The sequence below is a fragment of the Hoylesella enoeca JCM 12259 genome, from assembly GCF_000613405.1.
Taxonomy (GTDB): domain Bacteria; phylum Bacteroidota; class Bacteroidia; order Bacteroidales; family Bacteroidaceae; genus Prevotella; species Prevotella enoeca.
The window spans coordinates 1-21893 of sequence record NZ_BAIX01000001.1 but is presented as its reverse complement, the minus strand read 5'-3'; the positions used below and the strand labels follow the sequence as shown (position 1 = coordinate 21893).

The window sequence follows — 21893 nt, the reverse complement described above, 5'->3', positions numbered from 1 at the left end:
TTAATTGGATTTATCTAAGCTCCTAAGTTTAGGAGGTTGGAGATCTATACAATGATTGATTTCATTTATTTTTGCGGCTTAAGCACCACGTTTACAATGCGTTTCGGTACGACAATCACCTTTACCACGGCATTGCCTTCTATGTATTTGCGCGATTTCTCATCGTTAATGACAGCCTGTTTGATGCTTTCTTCGTCGACATCAGTGGCAAATTGCATTTGGAATCGTGCTTTTCCGTTGAACGAAATGGTAAGTTGCATCTGGCTTTCTACCAAATATTGTTCATCGTAAACGGGCCAATGGGCATCGCAAACACTGTCGGTGTGCCCAAGAGCAGCCCATAACTCCTCTGCGATATGCGGTGCAAAGGGTGCAATCAATACGATAACGTCGGATAAAAGACTGCGATTGCGACACTTGCTTTGCGCTAATTCGTTGACACAAATCATAAAAGCAGAGATTGATGTATTGTAAGAGAAGTTCTCAATGTCTTGTGTTACCTTCTTGATCAACTTGTGAACAGATTTCAATTGCTCTGCCGTCGCTCGCCGTCAGTGGGCAGAAAGGCACCCGAACGATCGTAGAAGAGTGCCCAAAGTTTCTTTAAGAAACGATGACAACCGTCTATTCCGTTGGTGTCCCACGGTTTGCTTTGTTCTACCGGACCTAAAAACATCTCGTAAAGGCGCAATGTATCGGCGCCGTATTGATTGACAATGGTATCGGGATTGACCACATTGAACATCGATTTAGACATCTTTTCGATGGCCCATCCGCACAAATAGCGTCCTTCTTCGAGAATAAACTCAGCGTCTTTAAATTCCGGTCGCCAATTCCGGAACGCCTCGATGTCAAGCACATCATTGTGAACGATGTTTACATCTACGTGAATCGGTGTTACGTCATACTTGTCTTTTAATCCCGAAGACACGAAAATCGGTTTCTCGTTAGGTGTTGATGAAATAACGCGATACACGAAATTGGATCGTCCTTGAATCATTCCTTGGTTGACAAGTTTATGGAATGGTTCGTCCATACAGCTTACTCCGCAGTCGAAAAGGAACTTATTCCAGAACCGAGAATAAATTAAATGACCCGTAGCGTGCTCTGTTCCGCCCACGTAAAGATCTACATTCCGCCAGTATTCATCGGCTTCTCGGCCCACAAGTGCGTGTTGATTGTGCGGGTCCATATATCTAAGGTAATAGGCAGAACTACCTGCAAAGCCCGGCATTGTATTGAGTTCGAGTGCGAATATGGTCTTTTCATCTATAAAAGACTTGTCGACAACGGTCTCATTAACTGTGTCCCACGCCCATTTTACGGCATTTCCGAGAGGCGGTTCGCCTGTTGCAGTAGGTTTGTAATCGGTTATTTCGGGTAATTCCAACGGTAGTTTGTCTTCCGGAATCATATAAGGCATTCCGTCTTTATAGTACACCGGGAACGGTTCTCCCCAATAACGTTGTCGCGAAAAGATGGCGTCGCGCAAACGATAGTTGACCTTTACGCGACCCAAACGATGCTCCGTAACATACGCTTTGGTTTTAGCAATTGCCTCTTTTACGGTCAATCCATTTAAAACCAACCCCTTTTCTGGATGTATTTCTCCTATTTCGGAAGAGTTGGGAGAGGCCGGGCTGTTCATTACAATACCTTCTTTGGCATCATAACTCTGTTCACTTATATCGGCACCTTCAATCAATGGGATGATCGGAAGATTGAAATGCTTGGCAAAAGCATAGTCTCTTGAATCGTGAGCAGGCACTGCCATAATCGCGCCTGTGCCGTAACCGGCCAATACATAATCGCTGATCCAAATGGGAATCGGTTTGTTTGTCAAAGGATTTATCGCATAGGACCCGGTGAAAACACCTGTGACACGACGGTCGGAAATGCGTTCTCGCTCTGTGCGTTTCTTCGTTTGAGCCAAGTATTCGTTCACTTCCGCACGTTGTTCTGCCGTTGTTACTGATTGTACATACTCGCTTTCAGGTGCCAAAACAGCGAAAGTGACGCCGAACATCGTGTCGGCACGTGTCGTAAAGATGGTGAAACGTATGTCGCTGTCTTTCACTTTGAACTCCACTTCGGCACCTTCCGACCGACCGATCCAGTTTCGTTGTGTTTCCTTTAACGATTCCGTCCAGTCTATTTGGTCTAATCCGTCGAGCAGTCTTTGTGCATACGCCGACACGCGCAAGCACCATTGACGCATCTTTTTTTGAACAACGGGATAGCCGCCACGCACTGAAAGGCCATCGACTACCTCGTCATTGGCCAGCACTGTACCCAGTTCGGCACACCAATTGACCATTGTTTCGCCCAAATAAGCAATGCGATAGTTCATCAAAACCTGCTGTTGCTCCCGCTCGTTCATCGCATTCCATTCGGCCGCCGATAGTTTCAGTTCTTCGCTTTGAGCTACATTCAACCCTTGGGTACCGTATTCTGAAAGATAAGTCGCGAGCTTTTCAATAGGTAAAGCCTTACCTTCGGCATTGTCATAATAGCTTCCGAACATCTTCTGAAACGCCCATTGCGTCCACTTATAATAACTGGGTTCACAGGTGCGAACCTCTCTTTGCCAGTCGAAAGAGAATCCTATCTTGTCTAATTGTTCACGATAGCGCTTGATGTTAGCAGCTGTCGTGATGGCAGGATGCTGTCCGGTCTGAATCGCATATTGCTCGGCGGGTAGGCCATAGGCATCATATCCCATCGGATTTAATACGTTGAAACCCTGCAACCGCTTGTAACGTGCATAGATATCACTGGCTATATAACCCAGCGGATGACCCACGTGAAGGCCCGCTCCGGATGGATACGGGAACATATTAAGCACATAGAATTTCTCTTTTGCTTTGTTTTCAGTCACTTGATAGGTTTTATCGGCAATCCATTTTTGTTGCCATTTCTTTTCGATTTCGCTGAAATTATATTCCATTTTATCTGTGATTATTTGTCGATTGATGCAGACATAGTGGCTCAATGTCTGCAGTTTGCAAAATTACGAAAAATCTCTGACAAAGTAATGAGCTGTTCCGAAAATCTCGATTTCCCGTCAGTGGTTGATAAAGTAAGGACTTGGCAGAATACGGAAGAGCGTAAACCAAATGAACTGAAACATCAATGTCGGTGCTCCTTCACTATTCTTTTGGGCCAAATGAGGTAATAAAATTTGGCCAAATGAGGTGATTTATATAGCCGATGGTACTCTTTATTTTTCTAAGAGCTTGTAAATATTGTTCTAATTAGCCATGAGTCACTCAACAACTAACGATTAGTCGCACGAAGACTAACCGTTCATTGCAGTGCGATTGACCATTCATTGCAATGAGATTTGCACTTCATTGAATCTCAATGAAATACAAATCTCATATTCGCTATATTCTTTTGGCTTTGTGAGCGAAGCGCAATGAGGAATTTCTTAATGATCAATTGTCAATTGAAGATTGGTTTCCACTCCCCTAATTTAGGGGGCAAGCGAAATTCTCTGTTGGTCAGCGATTACGACAAACCAGTGATTTCGCCGTTCACAATGTCAATACGCTCGGCCTGAGGACTCTTCGGAAGTCCTGGCATACGCATGATTTCACCGGCTATGGCGACCACCATTTCAGCGCCGGCACTTACTACAAAGTCACGAATTGTTATCTCGAAGCCTTTCGGAACACCATACCACTTCGGGTCTTCGGATAACGAATACTGCGTCTTTGCAATGCAAACGGGGAATTTGTGATAGTCGCTGGCTTCGATGTTTTTGAGTTTTCGCATTGCCGCCGGCTTGATAATAACACGATCGGCACCGTAAATCTTCGTCGCAATCTTGGTTACCTTGTCCTGAATACTGTCGTTTTCGTCGTAAACGAAGCGTAAGGGTTTCGACGGATTTTCGTCGATCGTCTTCACAACAAGCTGTGCCAATTTCTCGGCTCCTACTCCGCCATCGGTGAAAGCTGTGTTGATGGCAAAACCGACGCCCATCTTTTCGCAATGAACACGCACCAAATCGAGTTCGGCCTGCGTGTCGGTGCCGAAGCGATTGAGGCACACAATGACTGTCTGACCAAAGCTTTGAAGATTCTCGATGTGCTTATCCAGATTGCCAAAACCTTTTATCAAGCCTTCTTCATTAGGTTTAGCAAGCTCTTTGAGATCGATTCCACCATGCATTTTCAAGGCTTGAATCGTTGCCACAAGCACAGAAAGCTTGGGTTGCAAGCCTGCTCTGCGACACTTGATATCAAAGAATTTCTCTGCACCTAAGTCTGCACCGAAGCCTGCCTCGGTGATAGCGTAATCGCCGAATGTCATTGCTGCCTTGGTGGCTATCACACTGTTGCACCCGTGGGCGATGTTAGCAAAAGGACCGCCGTGGATAAATGCCGCCGTGTTTTCAGTGGTTTGGACGAGATTCGGATTGATACTGTCGCGCAGAATCGTGGTAATAGCGCCCGCCACTCCCATGTCTTTCACGCGGAACGGCTTGCCTTCGAGGGTGGTTCCGAGCAGGATATTCTCAATGCGATGCCGCAAATCGTCTTCGTCTTTGGCCAAACAGAAGATGGCCATAATCTCTGATGCGGGCGTGATATCAAATCCATTTTCGGCCACAACACCGTTGGTTCGGCCTCCAACACCGGTAATAACGTCGCGAAGAGAGCGATCGTTGACGTCGAGAACACGTCTCCAAAAGACTTCTTTCAGTCCGAATCCCTCGTCTTGATGCTGATAAATGTAGTTGTCTAACAATGCCGAGATCATGTTGTTGGCCGAAGTGATGGCGTGGAAGTCGCCCGTGAAGTGGAGATTGATATTCTCCATCGGCAACACTTGTGCATAACCGCCACCGGCCGCACCACCTTTCATTCCGAAACAGGGGCCCATACTGGTTCGCGCAACGCCACAACGGCTTTTTTACCGATGTGATTCAGCCCCAATCCAAGGCCGATACTGACAGTGGTTTTGCCGATTCCGGCTTTCACCGGCGATATAGCGGTGACCAAAATGAGTTTGGATTGCTTCACCTTTTCCTCATTGATGAGGCGGTAAGGCACTTTGGCAATGTACTTCCCGTATGGTTCGAGCGAATCAACGGGGATGTTTACTTTCTCGGCAATTCGTGAAATGGGTTCTAACGAAGTGCTGTGAGCGATTTCAATGTCTGTTTTCATTTAATAGTATGAATTAGGTTTAAGCTGGCTGCAATGTCCTTTCTGGGGGCAGACGGCCGATTATTAGATGTCGCAAAAATACAAATTCACGGGTGATTTGCAAACAATTAAGTCTTAAAAAATGCTATTTCAGAGAAAAAGAATGCCTTGCTGCGAGCGTGGTTTTTGTTTTGTTGCAGTAGACGAGTTGGCAAGTGAGCGAGTAGATGAGTTTGGGTTGATTTTCAACTCATGGTTAATGGCGTTGTAAGTAAGCGTTAGTTGTCGTATAATTAATGCTTATGTGCAGCGCAACTAATGCTTAATCAGAATTTCCCTCAGGCTCTCCCGAAAGATAAAGGAAATGACAATGGATAATGATGAATGATGAACGATGCATGATGAATAAACAAATGAAATCCCCATTTTTGGGTATTGTGTCATCGATGGGGACGCTTTACCTTTGCATCCGATATAGTTAAATATTTTAATTCAATACATCACAATGAAAAAAACGGCTATTTTCAAACAATCAATCGTAGCACTTTTTGCTGCATTAGCTATTGTTGCATGTAGCGATGACAACAATGACACCCCGTCAGAAGGGGCTATTGCCGGAACATATCAAGGTTGGACAAAAGTCACTTTCCCCTATATGCCCACTGGAATGGGCTTGGATGGCGAGTCGGTGCAGATCACGAACAATTCAGACGGCACCGTCAAAGTGGTCTACACATCGAAAGGCGCGTGGGGAACGAGCACGTTCAACACGGCTACGGTGACCCAATCAGGAGATGAATATGTCTTGGTGGGACTCGGAAAGTCGACTATTGAAGGACACAAAGGTGGTAAACCAACCCAGTATGACTGTGCTTTGACGGGCAGCATCAGCAAGGATAAAAAGACCTATAACCTCATTTTCACCATCAATGGTGTGATGGGCGGTACGAAAATCAATTTCAGCAATGGGTCGGCTCCACTCACTTTGCTTGTTGCCAACAGCTATAAAGGCTATACGACAGCATCAAGCAAGATGTTCAAAGATATGATCACCAAGGACGAAACTGTTGCTGTGGCTGCGAGCGAAGATGCTAAGACGCTCACCGTTAGCTTCAAATCGAAGATGTGGGGCACTGCCTCGCTCACGGGTGTGACTGTTTCGGTCAACGGAGAGGAGTATAACTTGAATGGAAAGGGCACAATTCAGATGGCCATGGGCGGTGGAACGCCGAAAGATTATGCCTGTGTTTTCCAAGGAACAGTGAGCAAAGACGGTAAGACTTACAGTCTTTCGTTCACCATGCCGGCTGTGATGGGTGGCACGACAGTTACGCTTAAAAGTGGTGTTGCACCCGAAAAGAAAGCTGCCGAGGCCCGAGCTGCCAAGCAGGCATTGGCTAAATTCTTGGCAGGCGAATAACGATACGACGACAAACAGGGATGAAACGAATCACGTATAACCTGTTGTCATGGATGCTGTTGGGCACGATTGCATGGTCAGTGCAGTCGTGCGACAGCATTTATGACGATCCGTCGAGTGTCGTCAAGCCCGATATGAACAAGCCGAACACTTATTCCTATATTGATGCAACGGCTTACACGGATTGGATTTATTTAGATTTGAAAACGGGAAGACAACTCACTTTGCCTTACAATGACACCAAGTCGATTCCCGCCCAATGGCAATTTGCCTTGCATCGATATGATTGCAAGACCAATGGAGGTCGTGTTTTAGAGACTGAATACACGGATTTCGATGCGTTTAAAGCAGCTGTCGAGGACGGCACTTTTGCCCGACCGGACGATGATCGGTTTGCTCCTGATGAGGCAGACAGCATCATTGTCGATGTGTCTACGATGATGCAAGGTTATCTGACTTATGCAAAGACACTCAAAAACACCGTTCTCGGGCGTTGGCTTCATATCGATATGCGCAGTATGCCGCCCATTTACACACCCTCAAACAAAGTTTATCTGTTGTTGACTCGTGATGGAACGATGGCTGCCGTGCACTTTACGGGTTACGCAAACCCTAATAAATACAACACCAAAGGATATATTTCGTTGGAATATGTCTATCCTTTGACATTCAAGAAATGATGTTATGACCGGAAGATTGCTATTGATCATCATCATCATGATGCAACTATCCGTGGGCGTGCGGGCTGCAATCGTTCGCGGACTCGTTGTGACCGACGGTGAAAAACCTGTGCCTTTTGCCTACGTTTCGATTGAAGGCAGAAGTCAAACTGCGCAAACCGACAAAGACGGACACTTCTCGTTGTCGCTCGCCAATGGTCATTACCGTCTCACAGCAACGTTATTGGGTTATCAGAAAACCACGATCGAAACGACTGTCGAGGGCGAAACGGCCGTTAAAATCACGATGAAGGAAGATTTAATCAACCTTAGCACCGTGACCATTACGGGCACATTGACGCCTAAAACATTAGCCAACACGCCCGTGGTGACGCGTGTTATCACAGCTAACGACATCCGGAAGCTCGATGCAACGAATATTCGTGACGTGTTGGAAGCCGAACTTCCCGGTCTGGAATACTCGTATTCGATGAACCAACAGCCTGTTCTCACGATGCAAGGATTAGGTGGACAGTCGCTGTTATTCCTCATTGACGGAGAGCGTTTGGCCGGAGAGACGCTCGATAACATTGATTTTCGCAGGTTGAACACGGATAATATCGAGCGCATTGAGATCGTCAAAGGAGCTGCTTCGGCGTTATACGGTTCGAATGCAGTGGGTGCTGTGGTCAATATCATTACTAAATCGGCCTCCGATCCGCTTACACTCCATCTGAGTTCACATGTCGGAAGCCGTTATGGAGAGCAGCGACACGGTGGCGAATGGGGCTTGCGCGCAGGGCGATTGGCCAATCTTCTGCATGTGCAAACTGATCGATTAGGCACTTATTATGCTTTTGACAAAGGCCGAAAAGACAGTACGCAGGTCTACGGTAACCATCAATGGAACTTCAAAGACAAACTCTCGTTTCGCATTTCCGATCGATTCGCACTCACGGGAAAGGCCGGTTACTATTTTCATGAGCGCAACTCGTCGGTCGACACTCGTGACCGGGCGCGCGATTTCAGCGGAAGCACACGGTTGACCGGTCGTTTCGACGAGGCGAACGTGCTCGATGTGAGTTATAATTTCGATCGATACGATAAGAGTAACTATTATATCGCTCCCCGAAAAGATATTCTCGACTATAAGAACGTGCAACATTCGCTGCGCGCTTTATACACTCACACGTTTCCAAAGGGGCTTGCCCTCACGCTCGGCGGTGATCTCTTGAACAATTATCTCAGGTCTTATCAGTTCTCGGGAGATGATACTCACACCCAAGTTACGGCCGATCTCTTTGCACAGGCCGATTGGGCGATCGACAAGCATTGGACAATCGTGGGCGGATTGCGTAGTGATTACTTTTCGGGGTATGGTTGGCAACTCACACCGAAGCTGGCAACGATGTACGCATTGGGCCGTTTGAAGCTGCGCGGTTCGTATTCCCGAGGTTTCCGCGCACCGTCGCTCAAAGAGCGATACACAGATTTCAATATGGCGAACATCTTCAAAATCTATGGCAATAAGGACTTGAAAGCCGAAACAAGTCATAGTTTTTCGGCCTCGGGAGAATACGTTCACCGCTGTTATTGCTTCACGTTGACGGGCTATTACAATATTCTTAGCAATGAAATCACCACCATCTGGGATCAAACAAGAGAAAACGGGCGCGGAGCCATGGTTTATCGCAATGTGGACGGTACCGACTTGGCAGGTTTCGATGCCACAGTCATCGCACGATATACCTGCGGTATCGGGGCCAAAATGTCTTATGCGTTCTTCCATGAGTTTCCGCGTGGCGGCCGACTCAACACTTCTGATTCGCGACCGCATACGTTTACTGCGCAGGTGGATTATCGGCGTACATTCCGCAATTATGCGTTCGACATCGTACTCAATGGTCGTTATCTTTCGCGCAACCATTACCACACACTGGCCCGCGATTATGCAACCTACGTTTCGGCCTCGTCGCCAGCTTATTCGCTATGGAAACTCATTCTGCGACAGCGCTTTTACAATGCCATCGACATCACATTGGGCGTGGATAATCTGTTTAATTATCGGCCCGATCGCTATCAATACAATTCTCCTTTCACCACGGGTACGGCGTTTACAGCTACCGTCGGAATTGAATTGGAGCGTATCGCAAAATTGTTTTAACCATTAAACGCCGTGCAACTAACCATGAGTTGCACGGCGTTTAACTGTTAGTTGCACGACGAAAATTTAATTGAATCAGTGAATATAACAGTGCGGCGGGGAGTCCCGCCGCGTCATTTTTCTAATTTTGCACGTTTCGGGACCCCCCGCCGCGTTGTTTTTCTAATTTTATTCGTTTCGGGACTCCCCGCCGCACTGTTTTTCTAATTTTACACGTTTCGGGACCCCCCGCCGCGCTATTTACGGGCTTTTATCCGAATCGGGACTTGCTTGATATTGATGAGTTGCAATATACCTGTGAGATGATGGCGGGCATCTTTTGCTTTGACAGTGATACTGCCTTCGTGCTCCGAACTCTGCACGGTGAGTACTAATTTACCGTGGAAAAGACGCATCTGAGGCGTAGTGAAAGACTCCAAAGAAGTAGCATCGCCATTGCAGACAGCGCGGAATGAACCGGCTCCGGACACCTCGAAGCTGATCAAATCGTCTGCATCGGGACACTCGTTGCCGTCTTCGTCCACCATCGTTACGGTGATATAAGCTAGATCTTCGCCGTTGGGGCTGAGTTGTTTGCAGTCGGTTTCCAAGCGCAATGCAGCTGGTTGGCCGGCCGTTCGGATAATTTTTTCGGCTGCTTTTCGGCCATCAGCATCGTAAGCCACCACTTTCAGTTCGCCCGGTTCGTAGACAACGTTGTTCCAACGCAATCGATAGCGATCTAAGCGTGCCGTGTCGCATTTGGCGATTCGGCCTTGGCTGCGGCCGTTTACAAAGAGTTCGGCCTGCGGATAGTCTGTATAGCAATAGACAGGTGTGTTTTTTCCTTCGCGCCCCGGCCACGTCCAGTGGGGCAGGAGATGCAAAGTGTGCTCGCGTTTATTCCATTGTGCGCGATAGAGATAGTATCGATCTTTGGGCAATCCGGCCAGATCTACGGCGCCGAAATAGCTGCTTCGAGAGGGCCAATACGAATAATAGGGCGTCGGTTCGCCCAAATAGTCGATGCCGGTCCATACGAATTGGCCAATGGTCCACGTGCGGTCGTCTTGCATCCGCATATCATCGTCGGGCAGATTGCTCCATCCGCAGCACTCCACATCATACGAAGAGCACTGTCCATCGGGGTAAGTGGCCATCTTTTTGGTCTCTACGGGGAATTTGTAAACGCCTCGGCTACTTACCGTAGACGTGGTTTCGGTACCCAGGATGAAGCCCTGCGGCTGACGATTGATGAGTTCATCGTAGAGAAATCCACGATAATTGAAACCCGGAACGTCTGTTGCGGCATAGAAACCGCAATCTGTACAAGCTTTGGGATTATCTCCTCCGGCCGTTACCGGACGTGTATTGTCGAGGCTGTGACAGAACTCCGTCATCTCCTTTGCACGTCGGGCGCCTTCCGTTTTCCATTGTTCGGGAATCTCATTGCCGATACTCCACATCACGATCGAGGGATGATTGCGATGGCCTTTGATGAGATTGGTGAGGTCTTTGCGCCACCATTGGGTATAGAAACGGTTGTAATCGTTCTTCACTTTGGGCTCAGCCCAGGCGTCGAAACTCTCTGCCATTACCATCATTCCCATCGAGTCGCACACTTCCATTTGCATTTGCGAGGGCATATTGTGTGAAGTGCGGATGGCATCTACGCCATATCTTTCATCAGACGTATCTGTCGGATGATGGCCGACTTGTTGACGGCGGCGCCGAGTGGACCTAAATCGTGGTGGAGACATACGCCTTGGAACTTCCGCGAGAGGCCGTTGAGGCGGAATCCGTGTGCTCGTGACACATCGATGGTGCGTATACCGACGCGCTGCGAAGTGCGATCAAGATGCTTGTTGCCGTCTTTGACGGTGGTGATAAGTGTGTATAGGGTGGGGGATTCGGGCGACCAAAGTTGCGGGTGAGCCACATCAAGGTTGAAAGAAGCGCGTCCTTGTGCGTCGGGTGATGCCGTTTTTTGCGCTACAACGCGTCCGTCGGCATTCTTGATAGTAACTGTCGTCTTGATATTTTTCGTACTTTTAGCGCCTTTGATTTGCGTGTTTACGGAAACGTTGGCGTTGTTTGCATCGGCCGAAAGCGTGCGGAAGAACGTTTCCCAAGGGTCAATGCGGATGTCGCCGGTGAAGATCAGCCTGACGGGACGATAGAGTCCGGCACCCGGATACCACCGACTGCTTTCCTCGACGTTGTGGAGTCTCACCGTGATTTCATTGTTCTCGCGTCTGAGCAGCTGCGTAATGTCGAGTCGGAAAGCATTATAACCATAGTTCCAACGGCCTGCTTCCTGTCCGTTTACATACACAACGGGTTCGCTCATAGCCCCATCGAAGTAGAGTTCGGCTCGTTTTGCACCTTTGGGAACCGTGAAAACCGTTCGATATCGACCCTCACCGAGCCAGGGAAGAGCCCCCGAACGGCCAGTATGATCGATGGCTTTGTTTTGTCCGTCTTGCGTTATGGCAAGGTGTTGAATATCCCATTTCCTGTCGAACGGGCCGTTGATAGCCCAGTCGTGAGGTACACTGACCTGCTGCCATACCTTTCCGTCGCGTGAGAATTGCCACGTTTTGAGGTTTTGTTCCTGTCTATTCTGCGCCCCGCATACCACGGATGCGGTGAGGAAAAGCGCCAAAAGGCTTTGTTTCATCGTGAGTTTTTATGTTTCTGAGTTTGTGAGTAGGGGAGGGATTGAAGGTTTTCGGTATCCTCATTTCATTTTGCTCCGATCTTTTTCATCCATTTTCCGCCTGTCATACAGGCAATACCAATGATGACAAAGGGGATGCTTAGCAGCTGACCCATATTGAGAAACATTCCCGATTCGAAGTCAACCTGAATGTCTTTGGTATATTCTACGAAGAAGCGGAACGTGAAAATCAATGTCAGACAGAGGCCGAAGAAGAAGCCTGTGCCTACTTTTTGCGGCTTGTGTCGATATAAATACCATCCCACGAAGAAGAAAACGGCATAGGCGATGGCTTCATAAAGTTGGCCGGGATGGCGCGGAACTTTGTCTACTTTCTCGAAGATAAAAGCCCAAGGAACATCTGTAACTTTGCCGATAATCTCTGAATTCATCAGATTTCCGAGGCGAATGAAGCATGCGGTAATGGGCGTTGCGATGGCGATATTATCAAGAACGATCCACAGATTGAGGTGTGTTCTGCGATAATAAAGATAGAGTGCGATTATCAGTCCGATGGTTCCGCCGTGCGAAGCGAGCCCTTCGTAGCCCACATACTTCCACGATCCGTCGGCCATATGGTGCATCGGAACGATCATTTCGACAGCATGCTCCCACGAACTAAGGAAATATTCGGGTTGATAAAACAAGCAATGACCCAATCGGGCACCTGCAAGGATTCCCACAAAGCAATATAAAAGGAGCGGATCGAAGTACTCATCCTTAATCTTCTGCTCTTTATAAAGGCGGCGAACAAGGATGTATGCCAGTGCCAGTCCGATGCCCCAGCACAGCGAATACCATCGAATGCCAAAGCTTCCGATGTGGAATGCAAAGAGATTGGGGTCCCAGATGATGTAGGATAGAAGGTGTTCCATTTTCTATTATGATGATTGATGAATGATGAGCGATGAATGTTTATTTGTTGTTGTGCTGATTGATGAATCACGATGATTTGTTGTTGTCTTAGTAATGGGGGATTATTGGGTATTCATCTTTCCCTGATTCGTGAATCGCCATTACGCAATATTGAGGAGTGGAGACCTGAGAGCTGCTTGCCGATGACTGATAACCGTTCTTCCACTTGCTTGAATTCCTCTTGTGATATATATCCTTCGTCGAGCGATAATTCTATTTCGCAGAGAACTTCGGTCACAGAACCGAATGCAATTTCTATGAAATGAGCTTTCTCTTTGGATGAGAATCTGCCGAATCCTTCTGCAATATTGATAGGGATAGATGTCACTGCCCGTCGCAGTTGGCTGCATAATGCGAAGCGTTCTTCGGCCGGATACTTTCTCAGAAGTTCATAAATGAGCCTTGAAAGTTGCTTGGCGTTACGGTAAACATCTAATCGTCTGAAATAGAAAGGTTCCATATCGTAATGGCATTTAAACTTTCATCCTTCATCAATCATCGTTCATCCCAAGTGTCAGCATCACACATTGAATCTGAAATGCATAATATCACCGTCCTGTACAACGTAGTCTTTGCCTTCGACTCCCAACTTGCCGGCCTCGCGAACGGCTGCTTCCGAACCGTATTGAATATAGTCTTGGTATTTGATTACCTCTGCTCGGATGAATCCTTTTTCAAAATCCGTGTGGATAACACCCGCACATTGCGGAGCCTTCCACCTTTGTGATAAGTCCAAGCCTTAACTTCCATCTCGCCGGCAGTGATGAATGTCTCTAAATTCAGCAGCGAATAAGCCTTTTTGATGAGTCTGTTTACACCGCTTTCTGCCAATCCTAACTCGTCGAGAAACATCTTCTTGTCTTCGTAAGTTTCCAAAGATGCAATGTCTTCTTCGGTCTTTGCGGCAATGATCAGTACCTCGGCACCCTCTGTTTGAGCTGCTTTCTCCACGCGTTTGCTATACGCATTGCCCGTCATTGCAGCTGTTTCGTCTACATTGCAGACGTAAAGCACAGGCTTGGAAGTGAGCAGAAACAAGTCGTGTGCAGCCTTTTCTTCTTCCTGGGAATCGAAAGTTACGGTGCGTGCATTGCGCCCCTCGTCAAGTGCTTTTTTGTAAGCTGTGAGCACATTCACCATCACTTTCGCCTCCTTATTGCCCGCAGCGGCCGTCTTTTGCTCTTTACTCAATCTACTTTCGATCGTTTCAAGATCTTTGAGTTGTAATTCAGTATCTATGATTTCTTTGTCACGGATGGGATCGATCGTGCCGTCTACGTGTGTGATATTATCGTCATCGAAGCACCGGAGGACGTGAATAATGGCATCAGTCTCGCGTATATTGCCGAGAAACTTATTGCCTAAGCCCTCTCCTTTGCTTGCTCCTTTCACCAAACCAGCTATGTCTACGATCTCGCAAGTGGCCGGAACGATGCGCCCCGGATGAACAATCTCGGCCAAACGAGTAAGTCTTTCGTCGGGCACTGTTATCACTCCGACATTCGGTTCGATTGTACAGAACGGGAAATTAGCTGCTTGCGCTTTCGCACTTGATAAACAATTAAACAACGTAGACTTGCCGACATTAGGCAAACCCACGATTCCGCACTTTAAAGACATAATCTTATCTTAAATTGAATAATGGTTGCAAAGGTAGTGGAAAAATCTAATAAAATGTCTATTCGTAATAAGATATTTAGCAACGGGATTCTCCTTGTTTGTTTTTTGACTTGTTTCTTCTGTGTTTTCGGTTTGGTTTTAATCAGTATTTTGACTATTTTTGCCTTGGATTTGATTTCTTTCAGCAAATTCAACTGACTAAAACAAGATGAAGAATTATCGTGAAATCGATTTTGTTCGATGCGTGTTGATCGTATTGGTGGTGCTCGTTCACATCGTCAACTTTGGTAATCACTATCCCGAAATCAAGGCATCCGTACTTGCTTTCTTAATGCCTACGTTCTTGTTCGTAACCGGTTATCTCGTCAATATCGACAAGACACTGCGCCGATTCGGGCTTTATTTATTGCAAATTATTGTTCCTTACGTGATAATGACAGTCGGTTTTTCCGTGCTTTCTTACTATTTGCCAGTGCGTGGTGGCCTTACCCATCTCACGATAGAGGCTGTCTGCGAGAAAGTTTTCATCACTTCCATTGGTCCATATTGGTTCTTTTATGAAATGATAGGTTGCGGTGCGGTTTATTATTTCAGCTTTAAATGCCTGCCGTTTGTGTGCAATCGTATATCAAAATTCGCCGTTTTCGGTTTCATTCTCATCCTTTCCTCGCTTGTTTTGCCTGTGATGACACTGCAAAGTGTGGTCTATTATTTCTTGGGAACGGTGTTGCGACAGTGCGGTTGCGATTTTCAATCCCTCTTTAAACCGTCTTTCTATGCGCTATTTCCGTTTGTTGGCATTATCGTTGGGCTTGGTTGTCAAGATTGGGGGAGTGTGTTGATAATGGCATCTGTAGTTTGTGCGTTGTCGTTTATGAGTTGGATGTATTGCCGTGTACCTGCGAAAGTGTGTCGTTATGCTGTATATATCGGGATGAATACATTACCGATCTATCTCTTTCATCCCGTTTTCACAATATCAGCAAGGTTTTGTCAGCGTCTTTTTACGTGGGATTCGTCTGTTCTGTCATTTACATTTGTCACGCTCATCATTAGTGTTTGCGGTTCGTTGGTATTGGCGTGGCTGTTAGATCGGTCTCATTTCTCTTATCTTTTTGCCCGTTCCCGCTTTCTTAGATAAATTGTGGAGAGAGAGGATTTTCTTGTGATTTAATCTCTACACATCCTTTTTGAAGACTCGGATTTTCCTTAGTTGTTTCATTGTTTTGCAATGCAAATTCATTAAATAACGGCATGCATAAAGGATAGAGGATTGTTTTTCATTCTCCATCAATATCTTTAACTGTTGAAAATTAAGGCCAGTCTCAACATGAGACGGGCGAGTTGGGAGTCTCAGGATATTCCTTTTTGCTTTCAAATACTGTGTATCATTGCCACGTAAAAATATATAGCACCTTTGAGAAAGCCCAAAATGAGGTTGCAAGAAACATCTAATCGCTTCTGAAAAGACGTTACTTGCACTGCAAATAATGCTTTTTCAGGAGCCGATTAGATGCTTTTTTACATCATTGAAAAATGTTTGTGGATGATAGAGAATGGTTTCAGTTGTCAAAAGAAATTTGACAACTGAATTTTACTTTAATGCGCTTCCAACCAGTTCTTGCCCCAACCGCCGTCTGCAATGAGGGGAACGGAGAGGGGATAAGCAGCTTGCATCTCTTCCATCACAATCTTTTCTACCTGCGAATGTTCATCGGGCAGCACACTGAAGTTCAATTCATCGTGCACTTGAAGAATCATTTTAGAGTGGATTCCCTCACGTTTGAAACGCTGGTAGATGCGAACCATCGCCACTTTGATGATGTCTGCTGCACTGCCTTGTATTGGGGCGTTGATGGCATTACGCTCAGCGAAACCGCGAACGGTGGCATTATGACTGTTGATGTCGGGCAGATAGCGACGCCGATGGAAAATAGTCTCGGCATAACCGCACGCTCGGGCCAACTCTTTCGACCGTTCCATATAGTCTCGCACACGCGGATACGTCTCGAAATAACCGTCTATCAACTGTTTAGCTTCTGCCCGATCAATGTCCAAACGCTCTGCAAGTCCGAAGACAGTGATGCCGTAAATGATGCCGAAATTGGCCCGTTTGGCTTTCGTCCGTTGGTCGCGTGTCACGCTATCCATCGTTTCGTGATAGATCTTTGCGGCCGTTGCAGCGTGAATATCATAGCCTTCGCGAAAGGCTTCGAGCATATTTTCGTCCTCGCTCAGATGCGCCATCACGCGCAATTCGATCTGACTGTAATCGGCGGAAAAGAACTCGCAGCCCGCGTCCGGTATGAAACATTTGCGTATTTCTTTGCCATCCTCGCCGCGAACAGGTATGTTTTGCAGGTTGGGGTCACTTGAAGAGAGACGCCCAGTGGCCGTAACTGTTTGGTTAAAAGATGTGTGTATGTGGCCTGTTCGGGGATTGATGAGTTTCGGAAGGGCGTCGACATAAGTGCCGAGGAGCTTTTTCAGCCCGCGGTGATCAAGTATATCGGCCACGATTTCGTGCTTGCCGCGAAGTTGTTGAAGTACTTCTTCGCTCGTGACATACTGTCCAGTCTTTGTTCGTTTGGCCTTTTCGATGATCTTCATTTCACCGAATAGGATATCGCCGACCTGTTTCGGCGAAGCGATGTTGAATGTTTTGCCGGCCAATTCATAAATTCTGAGTTCCAGTTCGTGCATCCGTCGGTTGAGTGTTTCGGATGTTTCGCGCAGCGCCTGAGTGTCTATACACACGCCGTTCATCTCCATTTCGGCCAAGACTGGAACCAAAGGCATCTCTATTTCATAGAAAAGCTCTTCTACACCGAGCTCTTTCAGTTTTGGTTCCAATACGTTTTTCAGTTGCAAAGTGATGTCGGCATCCTCCGCAGCGTATTCATAAACGGCTTCGGGCGACAGCTCGCGCATACTGCGTTGATTCTTTCCGCGGGGCCCGATGAGTTCGTCTATGTGGATGGTTCGATATCGGAGATACACTTCGGCCATATAATCCATATTGTGGCGAAGTTCCGGTTGGATGAGGTAATGCGCTATCATCGTATCGAAAAGCTGACCTTTGAGTGTCACGTTATAATGTTGCAACACCTCTAAATCATACTTAATGTTTTGTCCTACTTTAACAATTGACGGGTCTTCATATAGCGGTTTGAAGATATTAACAATCTTTTGAGCCTCTTCACTGTTGTTTGGAACAGGCACATAAAAGGCTTTTCGTTCTTCGACCGAAAAGCTCAAGCCCACTAATTCGGCGTCAATCGGGTTGGTAGAAGTGGTTTCCGTGTCTAAACTTAATATTTGTTTTGTCCTGAAAAAATCACAAATGCGCTGCATTTCGTGTTGATCTTCAACGAGTTTGTATTCGTGTGGGACTGTTTTTAAGCTCTCAAAACTCTCGTTTTCAGGCTCACCTGCATGCTCGGTCGTGTTTACGCCGAACAGATCCAGCTGTCCGTTAACAGGCGTTTTATTGTTTTTACGTTTATTCAAGATGCGATCTGCGAAGCTCTTAAACTCTAATTCAGTAAACAGTTCGCGCAGTTTTTCATTGTCGGGTTCGGTAAGTTGCAATTCGTCGAGGTTGAGATCGATGGGTACGTCGGTGCGAATCGTGGCGAGGAACTTCGACATTCGAATATCGTCTACGTGTTCTTCTACTTTCGTTTTTATTGCTCCTTTAAGCTGATCTGTATGTTTCAGCAGCTCGTCGACAGTTCCGAACTCGCCGATTAACTTGACAGCCGTTTTCTCTCCGATGCCGGGACATCCCGGAAAGTTGTCTGCCGAGTCGCCCATCAGTGCCAAAAGATCAATTACCTGAGCCGGAGATGCAATGCCGTATTTGGTTTTTACTTCCTCTACTCCCATCGTTTCGTAACCTCCGCCGTGCATAGGGCGAAAGATAAAAACATTGTCTCTCACCAGCTGGCCATAGTCTTTGTCGGGTGTGAGCATATAAGTTTCGATGCCGCTGGCACCTGCTTTCACGGCCAACGTACCGATAACGTCGTCGGCTTCGAAGCTTCTGTTTGCAGAATAGGTATGCGATAGGCCGCCAGAATATCTTTGATGATGGGCACTGAAATCTTGATGTCTTCGGGAGTAGCTTCTCGCTGCGCCTTATAAGCAGGGAATGCCTCGTTGCGAAACGTCAATCCGTGGTCGAAAGCCACGCCGATGTGGGTGGGATTTTCCTTTGTCAACACCTCGTTCAGCGTGTTGCAGAATCCCATTATAGCCGAAGTGTTGAGGCCTTTTGAATTAATTCGCGGGTTGCGAATAAACGCATAGTAAGCTCTGTAAATTAAAGCGTAAGCGTCTAAAAGGAAGAGTTTGTCCATAAATCTTTTGCTTTGACCGTGTAAAAGTAATAAAAAAATACTACAAATCGCCGTAAAAACAGTAATTTTGTGACAAATTTTGATTAACAATGGACTATTTATCACGCATCAAAAAACCGATAACGGCAGAACTCAATAACTTTATTCAACTCTTTGATACGTCGCTTTCGCACAGTGACGGACTGCTTTCGCAAGTGCTCGAACACATTCGTTATCGAGCCGGAAAGCGTATGCGGCCGATGCTGATACTGCTGGTAGCAAAGGCGTTCGGCACTATCAATGATGCCACTCAGAATGCTTCGGTGGGGCTGGAACTACTTCACACGGCCAGTCTGGTGCATGACGATGTGGTGGATGAGAGTGGTGAGCGGCGTGGCCAGGCCTCGGTCAATGCGACATATAATAACAAGGTGGCTGTGCTTGTGGGCGATTACATTCTCTCTACGGCGTTGCTTTATGTGTCGTTCACGCACAGTGAGGTCATCGTTCGCCGTTTGGCAGAGCTGGGGCGCACGCTTTCAAACGGCGAAATATTGCAACTGACGAACATTCAGAGTCAAGAAATCTCCGAAGAGATATATTTCCGAGTGATCGAACAGAAGACAGCGGCTCTCTTTGAAGCCTGTGCTGCCGTTGGTGCTTTATCTGTCGGAGCCAGTGAAAAGAAAGTGGCGGCGGCCGAAAAGTTCGGTAGCGACATCGGGATTATCTTCCAAATTCGCGATGATATATTTGATTATTACGACTCGACGGCCATCGGCAAGCCTACGGGTAACGATATGGCAGAGGGTAAGTTGACGCTTCCTGTCATTTATGCACTGCGTTCTGCGGGCGACGAGACGATGATGTCGCTGGCCCGAAAAGTGAAAACGCGTGAGATAAATACCGATGAAATCGCCCGTTTGGTGGCTTTCACCAAGGCTAATGGAGGTATTGAGTATGCCGAACAGCGGATGAACGAGTATCGAAAATCGGCAATGGCGTTTATCGATACATACGTTTCAGACCTCGGAATCAAGTCGGCACTCACGGCATATGTCGACTTTATCATTGACAGAAACATTTGAAAGGGAGAAGGGGAGATGAAAAGTGAAAGGGTGGAAACGTGAAAAGAGATTATAACTAACCGTTAGTTGTCTTCTAAAAAGCCGTTAATCGGTGTGCAATTAACCGTTAAACGCACTGTAACTAACAGTTAATTGCAGTGTAACTAATCAATGAAAATGAAGAAATATCGAAATTGATGTAAACTAACTGATAATGAGGAGGGAATACATAAATCAGCATAATACTGCTCTGTTTGTAAAGGGTAGAAACATGCAGATTTAGGCAGAAGTTCAGTTACCAGAGTGTTACCCTGTTTTGATGTAGGTAACGATGGTGCAGTATTAGGTAACTGAATTATTTTCGCTCGTGTGGCTGTTGCTTTGGTCGGCAGTTTTCTGCGTAAGTAAGGAACGCTTTAATTCGGGTAACTTTACCCACAAATATTAAAGCGTATGAAAACAGAGAAAATGAAGGTGTTGCTCTACCTTAAAAAGAGCGGTTTGGACAAGTCGGGGAAGGCTCCGATTATGGGACGAATTACCATTGGGCGTTCCATTGCCCAGTTCAGTTGCAAGCTCTCCTGCAATCCCGATTTATGGAATCCCCGTGAGAGCAGGATGGACGGTAAGAGCCGTGAGGCGGTGGAGATTAACGGAAGGTTGGAGAACTTGTTGCTTTCCATTCAATCTACCTATCAGTCGCTAATTGCCAAAGGACAGCCATTTGATGCAACTGATGTAAAGGAACAGTTTCAAGGCTGTGTGCAGGCACGATGTATGCTCATCGAGAGATTGGAAATGCTCATCAAGGAGAAAGAAAGCCATATCGGTATAGACATCAAGAGGGACTCTATGTCCGCCTATCATTCCACTCGAAAACGGTTGCAGGAGTTTATACAGAAGAAGTATCATGTTTCGGATTTGGCTTTTTCGCAGCTGACAGAAAACTTTATCTACGAATTACAAGCATTTTGTCTTGGCGAACTCGGTCATCAGCAAAGCACATTTTTCAGGGTTGCGGCAGATTTGAAGACCGTCTGCAGGTTGGCTTATCGTGAGGGGTTGGCTGATACGCTTCTGTTTGATAAAGTACATATAGAACGAGGAGACAAGAAAGCACCTAAAGCTCTTGACAAAGAAGCATTGGACAAGTTGAAGGCACTCTGCTTTGATGAATTGGAAAAAGAAATGGGAACTGCTCGTGATGTGTTTCTCTTCGCCTGTTATACCGGTGCAGCCTATTGTGATTTGATGGAACTAAGCAAGAAGCATCTTGTTCGTGATGATAATGGTAGCCTTTGGTTAAAGTTCAACCGGCAGAAGACGGGGGGGCTTTGTCGTATCAAGTTATTGCCTGAAGCTGTTCGCTTAATTGAGAAAATGCACAGCGATGAAAGGGAAACACTGCTGCCTTTCATCAAATATCCCACTTATCAGTCCTGTCTTAAAGCCTTGCGACTACGGGCAGGTATTTCTTTTCCCTTTACCTCGCACATGGCAAGACATACCTTTGCTACACTTATCACCTTAGAGCAGGGCGTTCCAATCGAAACGGTGAGTAAGATGCTCGGACATACGAACGTAAGTATGACCGAACGTTATGCGAAGGTTACACCGCAGAAACTCTTTGAGGAGTTTAACCGTTTCCTTTCTTTCACAGAAGATTTACGTTTAACCATTTAACCAAGATTTTTTATGAGAAGTACATTCAAGATATTGTTTTACATCAACAGACAGAAAATAAAGGCAGACGGCAAGACCGCCATTCTCTGCCGTATCACCATAGACGGAAAAAGTACCACCATCACCACAGGTGAGCAGTGCAAATCCTCCGAGTGGAACAGCAGGAAAGGA

At 46.5% G+C, this 21893-nt stretch carries 9 protein-coding genes and 5 pseudogenes; 7 read left to right on the top strand and 7 right to left on the bottom strand.

The window, feature by feature from the left end; genetic code table 11:
• Nucleotides 1–65: 65 nt before the first annotated feature.
• Nucleotides 66–2947: pseudogene (leuS, locus tag JCM12259_RS12890) on the bottom strand (leucine--tRNA ligase).
• Nucleotides 2948–3510: 563 nt separating this feature from the next.
• Nucleotides 3511–5177: pseudogene (locus tag JCM12259_RS12885) on the bottom strand (formate--tetrahydrofolate ligase).
• 484 nt (nucleotides 5178–5661) lie between these two features.
• Here JCM12259_RS12885 and JCM12259_RS00070 point away from each other — a divergent pair.
• Genes JCM12259_RS00070 through JCM12259_RS00060 form a run of 3 tightly spaced genes read left to right on the top strand, consistent with a single transcriptional unit; the run spans nucleotide 5662 to nucleotide 9399 of the window.
• Nucleotides 5662–6576 carry a calycin-like domain-containing protein gene (locus JCM12259_RS00070; protein ID WP_025064945.1) on the top strand — a complete coding sequence of 305 codons (915 nt, stop codon included), beginning with the start codon at nucleotides 5662–5664 and terminating at the stop codon, nucleotides 6574–6576.
• 20 nt (nucleotides 6577–6596) lie between these two features.
• The gene (locus JCM12259_RS00065; RefSeq protein ID WP_025064944.1) at nucleotides 6597–7256 is read left to right on the top strand and encodes an HmuY family protein; all 660 of its coding nucleotides are present in this window, start codon (nucleotides 6597–6599) and stop codon (nucleotides 7254–7256) included.
• A gap of 4 nt (nucleotides 7257–7260) precedes the next feature.
• The gene (locus JCM12259_RS00060) at nucleotides 7261–9399 is read left to right on the top strand and encodes a TonB-dependent receptor (protein ID WP_025064943.1); all 2139 of its coding nucleotides are present in this window, start codon (nucleotides 7261–7263) and stop codon (nucleotides 9397–9399) included.
• A gap of 236 nt (nucleotides 9400–9635) precedes the next feature.
• Here the strand turns inward: JCM12259_RS00060 and JCM12259_RS12880 are convergent.
• The 4 genes and pseudogenes from JCM12259_RS12880 to ychF all read right to left on the bottom strand — a co-directional run bounded on the left by JCM12259_RS12880 (nucleotide 9636) and on the right by ychF (nucleotide 14632).
• Nucleotides 9636–12058, bottom strand: a pseudogene (locus JCM12259_RS12880) (glycoside hydrolase family 2 TIM barrel-domain containing protein).
• 65 nt (nucleotides 12059–12123) lie between these two features.
• Nucleotides 12124–12972, bottom strand: coding sequence for a prolipoprotein diacylglyceryl transferase (gene lgt / locus JCM12259_RS00050; protein WP_025064942.1), 849 nt, complete (start codon nucleotides 12970–12972; stop codon nucleotides 12124–12126).
• 113 nt (nucleotides 12973–13085) lie between these two features.
• Entirely contained in the window at nucleotides 13086–13472 is a 387-nt protein-coding gene (locus JCM12259_RS00045) for a four helix bundle protein (RefSeq protein ID WP_024991412.1), read from the bottom strand.
• A gap of 60 nt (nucleotides 13473–13532) precedes the next feature.
• A pseudogene (gene ychF, locus JCM12259_RS12875) lies at nucleotides 13533–14632 on the bottom strand (redox-regulated ATPase YchF).
• A gap of 208 nt (nucleotides 14633–14840) precedes the next feature.
• On the opposite strand from ychF, the gene JCM12259_RS00030 reads away from it, so the two are divergent.
• Entirely contained in the window at nucleotides 14841–15773 is a 933-nt protein-coding gene (locus JCM12259_RS00030) for an acyltransferase family protein (protein WP_025064940.1), read from the top strand.
• 458 nt (nucleotides 15774–16231) lie between these two features.
• Here the strand turns inward: JCM12259_RS00030 and polA are convergent.
• Nucleotides 16232–18993, bottom strand: a pseudogene (gene polA / locus JCM12259_RS12870) (DNA polymerase I).
• Nucleotides 18994–19082: 89 nt separating this feature from the next.
• Between polA and JCM12259_RS00015 the strand changes: the two are divergent.
• The 3 genes from JCM12259_RS00015 to JCM12259_RS15955 all read left to right on the top strand — a co-directional run.
• Nucleotides 19083–20060, top strand: a complete 978-nt coding sequence (locus JCM12259_RS00015; protein ID WP_025064938.1) for a polyprenyl synthetase family protein — start codon at nucleotides 19083–19085, stop codon at nucleotides 20058–20060.
• A gap of 432 nt (nucleotides 20061–20492) precedes the next feature.
• Nucleotides 20493–21722 (top strand): site-specific integrase, encoded by a 1230-nt coding sequence (locus tag JCM12259_RS00010; RefSeq protein ID WP_025064937.1) that lies wholly within the window; start codon nucleotides 20493–20495, stop codon nucleotides 21720–21722.
• 12 nt (nucleotides 21723–21734) lie between these two features.
• On the top strand, nucleotides 21735–21893 hold a 159-nt coding region (locus JCM12259_RS15955), incomplete at its 3' end, for an Arm DNA-binding domain-containing protein (RefSeq protein WP_234396493.1).

Bases quoted from the DNA above. Each gene is read 5' to 3' on its own strand.
- JCM12259_RS00070 (WP_025064945.1), top strand. From the start codon at position 5,662: ATGAAAAAAACGGCTATTTTCAAACAATCAATCGTAGCACTTTTTGCT.
- JCM12259_RS00065 (WP_025064944.1), top strand. From the start codon at position 6,597: ATGAAACGAATCACGTATAACCTGTTGTCATGGATGCTGTTGGGCACG.
- JCM12259_RS00060 (WP_025064943.1), top strand. From the start codon at position 7,261: ATGACCGGAAGATTGCTATTGATCATCATCATCATGATGCAACTATCC.
- lgt (WP_025064942.1), bottom strand. From the start codon at position 12,972: ATGGAACACCTTCTATCCTACATCATCTGGGACCCCAATCTCTTTGCA.
- JCM12259_RS00045 (WP_024991412.1), bottom strand. From the start codon at position 13,472: ATGGAACCTTTCTATTTCAGACGATTAGATGTTTACCGTAACGCCAAG.
- JCM12259_RS00030 (WP_025064940.1), top strand. From the start codon at position 14,841: ATGAAGAATTATCGTGAAATCGATTTTGTTCGATGCGTGTTGATCGTA.
- JCM12259_RS00015 (WP_025064938.1), top strand. From the start codon at position 19,083: ATGGACTATTTATCACGCATCAAAAAACCGATAACGGCAGAACTCAAT.
- JCM12259_RS00010 (WP_025064937.1), top strand. From the start codon at position 20,493: ATGAAAACAGAGAAAATGAAGGTGTTGCTCTACCTTAAAAAGAGCGGT.